This window comes from Candidatus Methanarcanum hacksteinii, from assembly GCF_964305265.1.
In the GTDB taxonomy this organism is placed as follows: Archaea; Thermoplasmatota; Thermoplasmata; order Methanomassiliicoccales; family Methanomethylophilaceae; genus Methanarcanum; species Methanarcanum hacksteinii.
This window is the reverse complement of sequence record NZ_CAYATA010000003.1, coordinates 141,677-155,685: the sequence shown is the minus strand read 5'-3', so window position 1 is coordinate 155,685 and position 14,009 is coordinate 141,677. Positions and strand designations below refer to the sequence as shown.

Sequence of the window (14,009 nt, the reverse complement as noted above, 5' to 3'; positions counted from 1 at the left end):
TATAATCCTAATGAGTCGTGTGTGAGGCAGGACCATCTCTGCACATCTTTGCATCAGAGATGATCTTCCTCAGTTCTTTCGCTGCTTTGGGGATATCTTGTTGCGACACGACGGCAGAGATGACCGCAATGCCCTCTGCACCGTTCATGATTATGGGTTCGACATTATCCTTGTTTATCCCGCCGATAGCGATGGCAGGGATCGATACGGATTCGGATATCGACCTCATCATCTTCAATCCATGGCCGTGTCCTGCATCATCCTTGGATTTCGTGTCAAAGATAGGACTGAGTGCGACATATGTCGCACCTTCCTTCTCGGCCTTCACGGCTTCTTCTACATTGCCGACGGAAACACCGATGATGAAATCCTCGGGTACGCGCTCTCTTATCGATGATGGGGATTCATCGCCTTGGCCGACATGCACACCATCGGCACCGGATTCCAATGCGATCTCCACATCATCATTGACGATGAAACATCTGCCATACGATCTCGAAATCGCAGAGATCTCCTTCGCCCATGACAGGAATCTCGGATCGTTGTCCTTCACACGTAGCTGTACGATATCCGCACCGCCCTCGTAGGATCTGCGTGCGACCTCCACATGCGATAGGCCATTCGATAGTGTATCGTCGGTGACCACGTACAGGTCGTAGTTCATATCTCCTCTACCTTCAGTCTTGAATTCAGGTATTCGGGAACCAATGAGAAGAGTGAATCCATGAGATTGATCTTATAAGATGCAGGTCCTTTTGAATCGTTAGCAAGTTCACCGGCGACGGTGAATGACGATATCGCTGCGGCGACCGATTCTGCGGATACGCCATTGGCTCCCACGAAACATCCGATCACGGATGAGAGCATGCATCCTGTACCGGAGACCATGTCCATCATATCCTTACCGTTATGGAGCGCATATGTCGTTTTTCCGTCGGATACGTAATCGATTTCACCTGACATACCTACGACAATCCCAAGTTTCCTTGCCAATCTCCTACAGTCTGAAACCTCGGAGGAAGTATCAGAATCCACACCCCTTACCTTTCCTTTGTGACCAAGGAGTGATGCGATCTCACCGGCATTGCCTTTGATGACATCGACCTTGACTTCTTTTAGGATCCCTTCGGCGGCTCTCGATCTGTATCCCGTGGCGCCAACTCCCACCGGATCGAGTATGACAGGTATCTTGCATTCATTGGCAATTTTACCTGCAGAGATCATTATGCCTAAGGTATCATCATTGACCGTACCGATGTTCAGGACGAGGGCGGATGCCATACCCACCATCTCGATGGCGTCAGCCATAGAATCGCTCATCACAGGGGAACCGCCTGTGCATAATGTCACATTCGCACAATCATTGATGGTCACATTGTTGGTTATCTGACAGACCAGGGGTTTCATCTCTCTGACTTTTTTCAGCATGCCGCCTGTAGTAATCATGCATTGAGTATCATGTATTATCTGTATAAATCTGAGCATTTCAACGATACTTGCAAAATTGTCCTTTTCGATGGTTCATGTTAGGATGTATAATATTAATACAACGTCATTGATTGACAGTGTCGATTAAGAACCCGTTTGTAAAGGGATGATTTTAAATGAAAGCATTGTACAACGACGGAAGCGTCAGAGAAACAGAAGATGAACTACCAGTACTGAGGCACACGGCATCCCATATTTTGGCACAGGCCGTCCTCAGACTTTTCCCAGGTACGAAACTCGCGATCGGTCCAGCGATCGATGATGGATTCTACTATGATTTCGACAAAGACGGAGGTTTCACAACAGACGACCTCGAGAAGATCGAGGCAGAGATGAAGAAGATCATCAAAGAGAACCTCAAGATCGAGACATACACGCTTCCAAGGTCGGAAGCCATCGAATACATGAAAGGAAGGGGTGAGATCTACAAAGTGGAGCTCATCGAGGACCTTCCCGAGGATGCACTCATCAGTTTCTACAAGCAGGGCGAGTTCGTCGACCTATGTGCAGGCCCGCACGCGTTGTATACGAAGGCTATCAAAGCATACAAGCTGACATCCATCGCAGGCGCATATTGGCGCGGAAGCGAGAAGAACAAGATGCTCACACGTATCTACGGTACGGCATTCCAGGACAAGGAGAAGTTGGAAGAGTATCTCAAGATGTTGGAAGAGGTGAAGAGGAGGGATCACAGGAGACTAGGGAAGGAACTCGGCCTCTTCATGCTCCTCGAGGAAGGTCCCGGATTCCCGTTCTTCCTTCCGAAGGGTATGACCCTCAAGAACACGCTCGTCGATTATTGGAGACAGATACACCAGAGGGAGAACTATCTGGAAGTGTCCACACCACTCATCATGAGGAAGCAGTTGTGGGAACAATCCGGCCACTGGGACCACTATAAGGACAACATGTACACGACCAAGATCGAGGATGAGGAGTTCTGCATCAAACCGATGAACTGTCCAGGCGGAGTATTGGTCTACAAGAGTGAACCGCACTCATACAAGGATCTCCCACTCAGGATCGGAGAACTCGGTACCGTCCACAGGCATGAGCGCTCAGGCACGCTCCATGGATTGATGCGTGTGAGGTGCTTCACACAGGATGATGCGCATATCTTCATGACGAGGGATCAGATAACTGAGGAGATCGAAGGTGTCGTCAGACTCATCGATGAGGTCTATTCATTGTTCGGATTCAAGTATCACGTGGAATTATCCACACGTCCTGAGGACTCTATGGGTTCGGACGAGGATTGGGAAGCAGCCACAGAAGGTCTGAAGAAAGCACTCGATGAGATGGGATTGCCCTATGTCATCAATGAGGGTGACGGAGCGTTCTACGGCCCCAAGATCGATTTCCATCTTGAAGATTCGCTTGGGAGGACATGGCAGTGCGGTACGATTCAACTCGACTTCCAGATGCCTCAGAGATTCGACATCCATTACGTAGGAACGGATGGCGAGAAGCACAGGCCTATCATGATACACCGTGTCGTATTCGGTTCCATTGAGAGGTTCATCGGCATATTGATCGAGCATTACGCAGGTAAATTCCCTGCATGGCTGGCACCTGTTCAGGTCAAGGTACTTTCAGTCTCGGAGAAATCACGTCCGTATGCGAACCAGATACTCGCTGAACTTAAGACGAAAGGCATCAGATGCGAGGTCGACAACAGGGATGAGAAGATTGGATACAAGATCCGTGAAGCTCAGTTGGAGAAGGTCCCGTACATGCTCGTTCTCGGTGAGAAGGAGAGTGATGACGGTACGGTCGTTGCTGTCAGGAGCAGGGACAAAGGGGATCTCGGTTCTGTCAAGACCGATGAGTTCATAACGAACGTACTCAACGAGATATCATCCAAAGGATGAATTGGATCGGGTCGATGCTTATGCATTGGCCCGACTCTCTTTCTTTTTTAACACGCGCGCATTATACTTGTGCGGGCATTATCTTTATATAAAGTCCTGTCATAGTCCGCGACAGTTATTATGTCCGACAAATCGAAGAAGTCGAAGGAGATGGAGGTCATCAACGATTTGCCCTTGGATGAGGGTTCGCTCGATACAGCTTCCATTAACGAGGACGTCAGATCCGACAAGGATAAGAGATCTGAGGACGGGAAAAAGAATCTAAGGATGGGCCTCATCAAGAAGAAGGACCGCGATCCGATTCTCCACGTCAGTGCAATAGTCCTCGCAATTGCATGTATGATCGTCATTTGTAACACAGTCTTTGATATCGCTATCGCAGACCACTCTGACCCGCCGATTGAATACGGTGACAAGGTCGTTGTGGACTACATCGGCTGTTACCAGGAATTCTATGACAAGGACAATCTCAAGAACGGTGCAATCGTCTTCGACACATCCCTTTCGAGCTTGAAGGATTCGGACGTAATGAAGAGCTACGAATACAATCCTGCGTACAAGCAACTCAATGTCGAGATCGGCAAGGGCAAGTACTTGAAGGCGTTCGAGGAAGCATTGATCGGTCACGTTCCTGGTGATGTTGTCAAGGTCTGTATTCCCAATGGATACGGCGAAGCACAGCTGTATGATTTCACCAACATGGCGAACATCAAGATGGCAGATGTCCTCACAGCTGATGAATTCAAGTCACTCTTCGGTTTCGATGCACCTAGTGCTAACAGCGGCCTCATGTACTTGAACGCGCACACAGAGATTAAAGAGAAGGACGAAGCGAAATACTCGCCTTTCGGTTTCCCTGCAGTCATCTCCACGATGACGGATGGTACCGTGGCAGTGAACTACATGCCTGAAGAGGGTAATACCTACATCATGAGCGAAGATGTCTCCATCAAGGTCGATTCAGTCAAGGATGGAGTTGTAAAGATCACATACGAACTCAAGAAGGATACCAAGAGGGATTTCGTTAAGGTCATTGTGGACAATAACAACGCAATCTACGTCTACCCCGAGTCAATGAAGTACAAGACAACTGACGAGAAGACAGGCGAAGATCTCTACTTCACGATCACGATTGTGAAGTACGAGTGATTAAAACAGATTATACGGGGGTAGATCCCCTGTAATCCTTTTATTCCATTTCGATCGATGCAAGAGAATTGACTTACATTGATATTATCGATGAACACTCAAACGAAGAGTTCGAGTTTATCATACAGGTCCTTCGGACTCTTACCTAACAATCTGAGGTAATTCTTCTTTCCTGATTCCCTGTCGATGAAAACATCGGGTATGTATCCGATCTCTCTTATCGTCGCATCCGTGATCTCACCGAGGCGAAGGTCCTTGTATTTCTTGCGATCCAAAGCAACGATCTTCAAACCGACCTCTTCCATGACATCATAGAGTTCCTCGGTGTATTCAAAATTGATCGTCGCTCTCATTTCAGGATCATATTTCATTACGGAGAGCAACATGTACGATGCATGTTCCGCTGAACCGTATTTGGCCTTCCCTGATTTTCTAAGGCTTCCGTTCTTGAAAACGATCCTGTTGTCTATCGCGGCGATATCCTCGGGGCCTGCTGCATTAGGCATGGAATATGCGATGTTCAGACCAGATGTTGGAACCCAATCCTGCGGAATCATGTTTACGACCTTATCAGCAAGACCATCTATCTCATCAAGTATACGGAATCTAACGGAATCATCATGCATCTTCACCAAAGGATTAACGATCTTGTCGCCCTTCCCTATGACATACATGGATGCGATTGATTCTTGGATCAATTCCCTCGATTTGATGACAGAATTCACGATATCGAGTCCTTTGGCCATATGGGCTGTGATGTATGATGATAATGTACATCCCCCTCCATGGCCTGCTCTCTCTAAACGAGGGTATTCCATCCTTGTGATCTCTGATGACAGGTAGAAGTAATCAACAACGTTCTTTCCCGTCATGTGCCCACCTTTGAGTAGGACAGATGAACCTTCCTTACCAATGAGTTCACAAGCCAAAGTAGCATCATCCTCTGTCCTTATCGGCATCTTGGCGAGAACCTCTGCCTCATGCCTGTTGGGTGTGATGAGTTCACAGAGTGGCATGAGTTTCCTTTTGATGCTTCTTCCAAGATCATTGGTCGCGAGTGAATCTCCTACTCCTGCGACCATGACGGGATCTATGATGAGAGGCATGTCGTGGTCCTCGAGAACATCAGCAACAGCCTCGACGATTTCCGAATCATAAAGCATACCTGTCTTTATCGCTTTGATGTCCACATCCTTCAATACAGATTCGAGCTGATCTATGACCATGTCTACAGGCATAGGATAGATGCGATCGACGGCCGTCGTGTTCTGTGCAGTCACTGCTGTGATAACAGCACAGGCATGGATGCCTATCGACCCCATGGCCTTGATGTCTGCTTCAATACCGGCACCGCCTATTGAGTCTGAACCTGCAATCGTAAGTGCACATCTCATATGTGAGCTTATAATACATCCTTATATAAAGGATATGAATGGCCTGTCGCTGGCCACAATGGTGTGCTTATTCCTCATCACAAGCCGAATAGATAAATACGGGCTGAATCATAGGGCGATTGATGAAATCTCACAGCTATCACTTCATTCTCAAAGGAAAGGCCGAATACAAGGATTTGGTGCCTGTTTTTCCAGACATCCTTAAGACGATCCTTGCAGAGAACGATCACTTCCAGAACGACGAGGATGAAGAGAGCAGAGAGATGTTCATCGAGTTGAATATGTTTGATCTAGAACAGAATCGCAAACCAGAGGGATATAACAGGAAAGGTAAGTACAGACTCATCTTCCCCATAGGCACCATGGAGTTCTATCTCATTTCCTTGGTTGCGAAACCCAATGATGTCAAGCGCGTCGGCGATAGGATCGCAGACATCCTTTCGACAACGAATATCAAATTCGAGACGTCGAGAGGAGATGACGAGATAGACTGATTACATCAGTACGAACATCGACGAAATGAACAGGGCGACTCCTGTGCACATCAACGTTCTAACAATATCTGATCTGTATTGTTCCTTTGATATCAGATAGGCTGACAGTGAGATCATCAATAATCCTGTCAACAAAGAACATTTGTTCAATACATTCATCTGACTGAAAAGATCGGTGTTCAATATAGCTAGGAAGAGCAAGAACACTATCGCAGATGATATGCAGACCATCCTGCAACGTTCTTTCTTCGCTTCCTTCTCATTCTCGATCTCGACGATTCTGCTTCTGTTTAGCTCATACATCGTTCCCATCCGTATCGCCATAATTACGATTCGTCGAACGATATATAAACGAAAGTGGGGGAGGTCACCGATTGATGATTCAGTTAAGAAGCTCATCCCAACAGCTTTCGATCAGATCGGATTCTTGTCTGACGATATCCTCTCTCGCCATGTATTCCTGTATGGCGATCATGAGCTGATAATCGGTAGATGCAGAGGATGTTCCTCCGAATGACGATCTTCTCTCGACGCAATTCCTCACATCGATGAACTGATAGACGTCATCAGTGATAAGGGGAGAGAACTTGTTGAATTCTTCGACTGAAAGGTCATCCAATTTCTTTCCGTTATCGATACAGTATCTCACTGAAGCGCCTACGATACCATGCGCCTCCCTGAATGGAACACCTTTTGTAACAAGATAATCTGCAAGATCCGTGGCGTTGATGAATCCAGAGGTCACTTTGGAAAGCATGACGTCCGATCTCACCTTCATCGTGGAGATGACTTTGGACATCATCGTGAGACACGAATTCAATGAATCAAGGGATTCCATGACAGGCTTCTTGTCCTCTTGTAAATCTCTGTTGTAGGACAGTGGGAGTCCTTTGATCATCATGAGCATTGTGATAAGGCTACCGTTTATCGCACCAGACCTTCCTCTTATCAGTTCTGCGATATCCGGGTTCTTCTTCTGAGGCATTATCGATGAGCCTGTAGTGTACTTATCGGCCATCTCTATGAATCCGAATTCCTGTGATGACCACAGGACCAATTCCTCTGACATGGAGGATAGGTGGATCGATGTCAACGATGCACAGAATGCCAATTCTGTTACGAAATCCCTGTCACTGACGGAATCCATAGAATTGAACGTAGGTCCTTTGAACCCAAGTGATCTGGCGGTCATCTCTCTGTCGATGGGATATGTCGTACCCGCAAGGGCAGCTGAACCAAGGGGGCAGAGGTTGAGTCTCTCGAAGGCATCGAGGAAACGTTGTGCATCGCGTGAGAGTTTGAACGCGTGAGCAAGCATATGTTGAGCCAATGTGACGGGCTGTGCGTGCTGCATGTGCGTGAATCCCGGCATCACAGTATCTCCGTTGTCCTTGGTGATGGTGATGAGCGAATCGATCAACAAGTCGATGTTCTTCACGGTCTCGAGGGTCATATCCCTGAGATACATCCTGAAGTCCGTGGCCACCTGATCGTTCCTACTCCTTCCTGTATGAAGTTTTCCGCCGGCAGGTCCAATCATGTCAGTGAGTCTGAACTCTACATTCGTATGGATATCCTCCAAAGATTCATCCATCTTGAATTTGCCGTTCTCCATCTCGGCAGCTATGGTCTTGAGACCCTCGATGATCCTATCAGCATCATCGGATGGTATTATCTCACATTTTTTGAGCATTCTCACATGTGCTAACGATCCCATGACATCATAGAACGAGAGCATGACATCGACATCCAAAGAGGATGTGAAACTCAATGTGGAATCATCCATCTTATCTTCGAATCTTCCGGACCATAGTGCCTGTTGGGACATGATATCACTTCTTGTGTGCTCTTGATGTCGTTTTGTTCGGGAGTCCCCAGCAATAGATGAATCCAAGTGCGGATTCGTGGTTGAACTCATCACCTTTGGCGTATGTTGCGAGTCCTTCGTCATAGAGCGAGTATTCTGATTTGCGACCTACGACCATGACGCTGCCCTTGTAGAGTTTGAGACGTACGACGCCTGTGACGAATTCCTGTGTCTTCTCGATGAATGCCTGAAGCGATTCCCTGAGGACACCGTACCAAAGACCGTTGTAGATTATCTCAGAATACCTCTGCTCAACGCCTCTCTTGTATTCGAGGACATCCTTCTGGAGTGTAAGGAACTCAAGACCTCTGTGGGCTTTGATGAGTACCGTTGCAGCGGGACATTCGTATGTCTCTCTGCTCTTGATTCCCACAAGACGATCCTCTACGTGATCGATACGACCGACACCGTTCTTGCATGCAATGGCATTGAGTTCCTCTATGATCTTTACGCCTTCCATCTTCTTGCCGTTGACAGCTACAGGCACTCCTTTTTCGAATTCGATCTCGACGTATTCCGCCTCATCGGGTGCATTCTTGGGATTTGTGGTCCATCCCCATGCCTCCTCAGGAGGCTCTGCCCATGCGTCTTCGATGATACCGCATTCACAGCTTCTTCCCCAAAGGTTCTCATCGACGGAGAATGGATTCTCCTTCTTCACGATGATCTCTACACCGTTCTCCTTGGCGTAATCGATCTCTTCCTCACGTGTCATCACCCACTCTCTCATGGGGCCGATGATCTTCATGTCAGGGTCGAGTGATACGATACCGACATCGAAACGGACCTGATCGTTTCCTTTCGCTGTACAGCCGTGTGCGATATATTTGGCGCCTTCCTTCTGTGCGACCTCGACCAATTTCTTCACGATGAGGGGTCTTGCAGTCGCTGTGCTGAGGGGATACACATCCTGATACATCGCATTGCCTTTGAGTGTAGGCCAAATGTAGTCCTCAACGAATTCTTTCTTAGCATCGATGAACTCTGCCTTGATAGCACCGTTCCTCAGAGCACGTGCAACGATATCGTCGCTGCTCGGTGGTTGACCAACATTGATCGCAACTGCGATCACATCGAGATTGTATTTGTCTTGTAGCCATCTGATTGCAACGGATGTATCCAAGCCACCAGAATATGCGAGAACTATCTTCTCCCTCTTATTATCAGCCGTACCACAATTACATGCGACCATGTTATCATTTCTTGGTATCCTAGTTTTAGATTTAAATGTATTTGACTGAAATAAAACATTTATTGTTTAAAAATATCATGATGATATGAATTAAAACAGTTTTAATCAACATTTATTGGATACAAAACATTCATTTTCTCGTTTGATGTCGGATTACATTGTCTGTATGAAAACATACTATGTGTATTTTATACAATTTGTGTCTTAAATGAAACATTATCTTTATAGGTTGGTTGTTGATAGCAGTAATCAGGTGTATTTCATGTTCAAAGTAGGGATAATTGGAGGGACAGGCTATACAGGGGGAGAATTGGCCCGTATACTCTGTGTGCATCCTGATGTAGAGATAGTCTCTATGACGTCACGTCAGAATGATGGGAAGAAGGTCTCGGACATACATCCTTTCCTTAAAGGATATACGGATCTGACGTTCTCAGAAACGATATCCGATAGTGCGGACCTTGTCTTTGTTGCTACGCCCCATGGTGTCGCGATGAACGAGGTACCGAAATATCTCGAGAAGGGCATGAAATGTATCGATCTCTCCGGGGATTATCGCTTACACGATGTTGATGTTTACGAGAAGTGGTATGGACATGAACATACCGATCTAGACAATCTTGAGAAAGCTGTATACGGCCTCCCTGAATTGTTCCGTAAGGACATTACGAATGCCGATCTTGTAGCGAACCCTGGTTGTTATGCGACAGCGACGATACTCGCCTGTGCCCCCTTGGTCGCATCTGGTTCAGTGGAGGATGATATCGATGTCGATGCGAAGAGCGGCACCTCAGGTGCCGGTATGGTACCGTCCTCCCGTACGCACCATCCATTCTGCGGAGAATCCGTGATCCCATACAGCATAGGTTCGCATCGTCACACTCCTGAGATAGAGATGGCATTGAAGATGTTCTCTGGCAAGGATTCCGATATCCTCTTCGTACCTAATCTTGTACCGATCGTCCGTGGAATACTTTCTTCATGTTACATGAGATTGAAGGATGATCTGAATGAAGATGATGTTAGAGGCATCTATGAGAAACAATATGCTGACGAGAGATTCGTGCATGTTGTCGATGATGCATCCATACGTTCCGTAGTGGCATCCAATCACGTACAGATAGGTGTCAAGACGATAAAGAAGAAGGTAGTTGCATTCGGAGCGATAGACAATCTTGTCAAAGGCGCATCCGGACAAGCGGTCCAATGTATGAATCTCATGTTGGGATTGAAGGAATCCGTAGGTCTTGACATGCCTGGTTTGGGGGTGTGAACACGGTCGAGATAATCGATGGTGGTGTAACTACACCACATGGATTCAAAGCAGCAGGAGTGCACAGTGGTGTGAAGTATCGTTCATTGGATCTCGGCCTCCTGTACTCCGATGTCCCTGCGACAGCATGTGTAGGTTACACGAGCAACAATGTGAAAGCTGCACCCGTACAGGTGATGATGGCAGAGAATTCACCGAAACTTTCTGCTGTCGTCGTGAACAGCGGTAATGCGAATGCATTGACCGGCCACAGAGGGATCGAGGATGCGATCACCATGAAGGAATCGGTCGCCGCAGAGCTGAATCTCGATCCGAAAGAGGTGGGTGTGATGTCCACTGGCCTCATCGGACGTTTCATGGACATGCACAAGATCAAATATGGGATCAATAAGGCCGCGAAACAATTGGATGTCGGTCGTGAAGCCGATGACCGTCTTGCTGAAGCGATAATGACGACGGATACCGTGAAAAAGGAATGTGCCGTTCGCGTACGTCTCTCCGATGGTACCTTGGCATACATAGGCGCAGTCTCCAAAGGGAGCGGGATGATAGAACCTCATCTCAAGGTACTCCATGGAACGACATTGAGTCTTGTGACGACCGATGCTAATGTCTCTCTCGGATTCCGTGAGAAATGGCAGGAGATATTGGATGATACGATGAATATGGTCTCCGTGGATGGTGATCAATCGACCAACGACACATGCATATTCCTTGCCAATGGACTCTCTGGAGGAGCATATGCAGATGAGGATCCTGAATTCATATCTGCATTGCAATTCGTCATGAAACGTATCGCCCGTTCCATTGCAATGGATGGTGAGGGAGCGAGTAAATTGATCGAAGTTCAGGTCAATGGTGCAGAATCGAAAGAGGATGCAAGAGTTGTCGTGAAAGCGATCATCAACTCCCCATTGGTCAAAACGGCGATATTCGGTTCTGATCCCAACTATGGACGTATAATGATGGCATTGGGTGAGAGCGGTGCGAAGTTCGACATAGAGAGATGTCGTCTGATAATAAAAGGGGGAGAGATGGAAGTACCTATCCTCGAAGGTGGTTCCCCTGTCTTCCAAGAGGAACGTTCTGTCGAAGTCGTCAGGATGGCGATGGATAACAAAGAGGTGAAGATCATTCTCAATCTTGCAGTAGGGGATCATTCAGCGACAGGATGGGGATGCGACCTCACATATGATTACGTCCGTATCAATGCAGAGTATTCAACATGAACAGGGTGTCGAAGATGTCAACATTTCTTTTCAAGATCGGAGGCAATGCACTAAGTGATGCAAAGGACAGAAGACGTTTCTGTGATGCAGTGTCGACGATGATCGACTCAGGTACAAGAGTTATCATCGTACATGGCGGAGGCCCTGAGATAAACAAGGCATTGGAGATGAAGGGCATACAGCCAAAGAAGGTGAACGGGCTCAGAGTGACCGACAAGGATACATTGGATGTCGTGGAAGGGACGTTGTCCTCGATCAACGGAAGTCTTGTACGTTCATTGAAGAGATCCGGTGTGAAGGCATTAGGTGTTCCCGGATATGTCGTCGCACTCTGCAAGAGGAAAGAACCTTCGATCGTCGATGGAACGGCTGTCGATCTGATGTATGTCGGAGATGTATCTTCAGTCGATATCGATGCTATAGAGGGACTATTTGATAATGGGATAACTCCTGTGATATATCCGATAGGTGCGGACGAGAACGGCGATCATCTGAATATCAATGCGGATTCCATGGCATCAGGTGTCGCATCCGCATTGAGATGCGACGAGATGGTGCAGATAACTGATGTTCCAGGTGTTCTGATGGATGTCAAGGATCCATCATCGAAGATAGATGAGATGACACTCATTGAAGTTGATGAACTGATCAGAAAAGGGATCATATCCGGCGGCATGATACCGAAGGTAGAAGCATGCCGTGAGGCATTGGGCGCCGGTGTCGAAAAGGTACGTATGATGAACGGGAAGGATGACAGGATCATCATCTCGGACATAACATCTGGTTCAAAAGAAGGAACGATCATAAGAAGAGGGTGAAGGGATGAAGATTGACGAAGTGAAAGAGAAAGGTTCAAAGTATCTATTTCAGAACTATGGTCGTATCGACCTCTGTTTCGATCACGGAGAGGGGATGTATCTCTACGATCTCGATGGCAGGAAGTATCTCGACCTTGTTGCGGGAATCGCTGTGAATTCCATCGGATATTCACATCCAAAATGGGTCAATGCGATCCAAAAGAAAGCTTCAGAACTCGTTCATGTATCCAACCTCTATCAGGTGAAGGAACAGGCAGATGCTGCAGAGGCTATCGCATCCATCACACCGAAAGGATTGGATCATACCTTATTCGTCAACAGTGGTGCTGAGGCGAACGAGGGCTCGATGAAGGTCGCTGTTCGTTACACAGGTAAGAGGAAGATACTGTCCGCATTGAATTCATTCCATGGACGTACGGCAGGCGCATTGGGTGCGACAGGTCAGACGAAATATCAGGATACATTCCAAACACTGATCTCTGATTGTTTCGATTATTTTGATTATGATTCATTCGAATCAGTCAAATCCATGGTCGACAAGGACACAGCTGCAGTGATCGTGGAGCCTATCCAAGGGGAGGGCGGTGTGAGAACGGCATCAGCTGAATTCTTCAAGACCGTACGTGATGTCTGTACCGACAGAGGTGCACTGATGATCGTCGATGAGGTTCAGACCGGCATGGGGCGTACAGGAAGATGGTTAGGTATCGATAACTTCAATGTAATACCAGATATCATTTCATTGGCGAAAGCATTAGGTGGTGGAGTGCCGGTAGGTGCAGTCGTCACCACTGATGAAATTTCATCCGTAATGACGCCGGGAACACATGGTACGACGTTCGGAGGGACACCGCTTGTCTGTACGGCGGTATCGGCAACGATCGACGTGATGAAGGAGGAGGATCTCGTTCAGAACTCGCATGACGTCGGGAAGTATCTGAAGGACAGAGTATCTAAGATCGATTCCGATGAGATAGTCGATGTACGCGGATATGGTCTGATGATCGGTATCGAGATGAGAAGCAAGGCATCCGATTTCCAGAAGTACTGTCGTGACAACGGCATATTGATCAACGTATGCCATGGGAACACGGTCCGTCTAATACCGCCGCTCATAATGAAAACATCTGATGCAGACATATTCGTCGAAACACTTGATAGATTTTTGAATTGAGACATTATTGTCTCATTTCTTTTTCTATTTCAACAAATATGTCTGAAATAGAACAAATAA

General features: G+C 47.2%; 13 protein-coding genes. 7 read left to right on the top strand and 6 right to left on the bottom strand.

The genetic code is table 11. The features are described 5' to 3' along the window. Positions 1-7: 7 nt before the first annotated feature. Both thiE and thiM read right to left on the bottom strand, forming a co-directional pair. On the bottom strand, positions 8-664 hold the full coding sequence (gene thiE, locus ACI2NF_RS05505; RefSeq protein ID WP_400146429.1) for a thiamine phosphate synthase: 657 nt from the start codon (positions 662-664) through the stop codon (positions 8-10). Next, complete coding sequence (thiM, locus tag ACI2NF_RS05500) at positions 661-1,446, bottom strand: hydroxyethylthiazole kinase (RefSeq protein ID WP_400146430.1); 786 nt, start codon at positions 1,444-1,446, stop codon at positions 661-663. The genes thiE and thiM overlap by 4 nt, the downstream gene beginning before the upstream one ends. 158 nt (positions 1,447-1,604) lie before the next feature. Between thiM and thrS the strand changes: the two genes are divergently transcribed. Further along, a complete protein-coding gene (gene thrS, locus ACI2NF_RS05495; protein ID WP_400211200.1) occupies positions 1,605-3,359 on the top strand; it encodes a threonine--tRNA ligase in 1,755 nt (584 codons plus the stop codon). Between the two features lie 120 nt (positions 3,360-3,479). Then, complete coding sequence (locus tag ACI2NF_RS05490; RefSeq protein WP_400211199.1) at positions 3,480-4,508, top strand: hypothetical protein; 1,029 nt, start codon at positions 3,480-3,482, stop codon at positions 4,506-4,508. Positions 4,509-4,606: 98 nt separating this feature from the next. Here the strand turns inward: ACI2NF_RS05490 and thiD are convergent, their stop codons facing one another. Beyond that, positions 4,607-5,902, bottom strand: a complete 1,296-nt coding sequence (thiD, locus tag ACI2NF_RS05485; RefSeq protein WP_400151309.1) for a bifunctional hydroxymethylpyrimidine kinase/phosphomethylpyrimidine kinase — start codon at positions 5,900-5,902, stop codon at positions 4,607-4,609. Positions 5,903-6,024: 122 nt separating this feature from the next. Between thiD and ACI2NF_RS05480 the strand changes: the two genes are divergently transcribed. Beyond that, the gene (locus ACI2NF_RS05480; RefSeq protein ID WP_400146438.1) at positions 6,025-6,396 is read left to right on the top strand and encodes a hypothetical protein; all 372 of its coding nucleotides are present in this window, start codon (positions 6,025-6,027) and stop codon (positions 6,394-6,396) included. Here the strand turns inward: ACI2NF_RS05480 and ACI2NF_RS05475 are convergent, their stop codons facing one another. The 3 genes from ACI2NF_RS05475 to ACI2NF_RS05465 are packed head-to-tail and all read right to left on the bottom strand — an operon-like array spanning position 6,397 to position 9,455. Then, positions 6,397-6,720, bottom strand: coding sequence for a hypothetical protein (locus tag ACI2NF_RS05475; protein ID WP_177971111.1), 324 nt, complete (start codon positions 6,718-6,720; stop codon positions 6,397-6,399). A gap of 58 nt (positions 6,721-6,778) precedes the next feature. Then, complete coding sequence (gene argH, locus ACI2NF_RS05470) at positions 6,779-8,224, bottom strand: argininosuccinate lyase (RefSeq protein WP_400211198.1); 1,446 nt, start codon at positions 8,222-8,224, stop codon at positions 6,779-6,781. Positions 8,225-8,228: 4 nt separating this feature from the next. Next, positions 8,229-9,455: an argininosuccinate synthase gene (locus ACI2NF_RS05465; protein WP_400146446.1), complete on the bottom strand. Its 1,227-nt coding sequence runs from the start codon at positions 9,453-9,455 to the stop codon at positions 8,229-8,231. A gap of 262 nt (positions 9,456-9,717) precedes the next feature. On the opposite strand from ACI2NF_RS05465, the gene argC reads away from it, so the two are divergent. Genes argC through ACI2NF_RS05445 form a run of 4 tightly spaced genes read left to right on the top strand, consistent with a single transcriptional unit; the run spans position 9,718 to position 13,949 of the window. Next, entirely contained in the window at positions 9,718-10,728 is a 1,011-nt protein-coding gene (gene argC, locus ACI2NF_RS05460; protein WP_400211197.1) for an N-acetyl-gamma-glutamyl-phosphate reductase, read from the top strand. Then, complete coding sequence (argJ, locus tag ACI2NF_RS05455; protein ID WP_400149359.1) at positions 10,725-11,957, top strand: bifunctional ornithine acetyltransferase/N-acetylglutamate synthase; 1,233 nt, start codon at positions 10,725-10,727, stop codon at positions 11,955-11,957. The genes argC and argJ overlap by 4 nt, the downstream gene beginning before the upstream one ends. A gap of 14 nt (positions 11,958-11,971) precedes the next feature. After that, positions 11,972-12,775: an acetylglutamate kinase gene (gene argB, locus ACI2NF_RS05450; protein WP_400211196.1), complete on the top strand. Its 804-nt coding sequence runs from the start codon at positions 11,972-11,974 to the stop codon at positions 12,773-12,775. 4 nt (positions 12,776-12,779) lie between these two features. Next, positions 12,780-13,949, top strand: a complete 1,170-nt coding sequence (locus tag ACI2NF_RS05445) for an aspartate aminotransferase family protein (RefSeq protein WP_400211195.1) — start codon at positions 12,780-12,782, stop codon at positions 13,947-13,949. Positions 13,950-14,009 lie beyond the last annotated feature (60 nt).

Excerpts from the sequence above, each read along its gene's own strand:
- thiM (WP_400146430.1), bottom strand. The coding sequence starts at position 1,446 with ATGATTACTACAGGCGGCATGCTGAAAAAAGTCAGAGAGATGAAACCC.
- ACI2NF_RS05480 (WP_400146438.1), top strand. The coding sequence starts at position 6,025 with ATGAAATCTCACAGCTATCACTTCATTCTCAAAGGAAAGGCCGAATAC.
- argB (WP_400211196.1), top strand. The coding sequence starts at position 11,972 with ATGTCAACATTTCTTTTCAAGATCGGAGGCAATGCACTAAGTGATGCA.
- thrS (WP_400211200.1), top strand. The coding sequence starts at position 1,605 with ATGAAAGCATTGTACAACGACGGAAGCGTCAGAGAAACAGAAGATGAA.
- thiD (WP_400151309.1), bottom strand. The coding sequence starts at position 5,902 with ATGAGATGTGCACTTACGATTGCAGGTTCAGACTCAATAGGCGGTGCC.
- thiE (WP_400146429.1), bottom strand. The coding sequence starts at position 664 with ATGAACTACGACCTGTACGTGGTCACCGACGATACACTATCGAATGGC.
- ACI2NF_RS05475 (WP_177971111.1), bottom strand. The coding sequence starts at position 6,720 with ATGGCGATACGGATGGGAACGATGTATGAGCTAAACAGAAGCAGAATC.
- ACI2NF_RS05465 (WP_400146446.1), bottom strand. The coding sequence starts at position 9,455 with ATGGTCGCATGTAATTGTGGTACGGCTGATAATAAGAGGGAGAAGATA.
- argC (WP_400211197.1), top strand. The coding sequence starts at position 9,718 with ATGTTCAAAGTAGGGATAATTGGAGGGACAGGCTATACAGGGGGAGAA.
- ACI2NF_RS05490 (WP_400211199.1), top strand. The coding sequence starts at position 3,480 with ATGTCCGACAAATCGAAGAAGTCGAAGGAGATGGAGGTCATCAACGAT.
- argH (WP_400211198.1), bottom strand. The coding sequence starts at position 8,224 with ATGTCCCAACAGGCACTATGGTCCGGAAGATTCGAAGATAAGATGGAT.
- ACI2NF_RS05445 (WP_400211195.1), top strand. The coding sequence starts at position 12,780 with ATGAAGATTGACGAAGTGAAAGAGAAAGGTTCAAAGTATCTATTTCAG.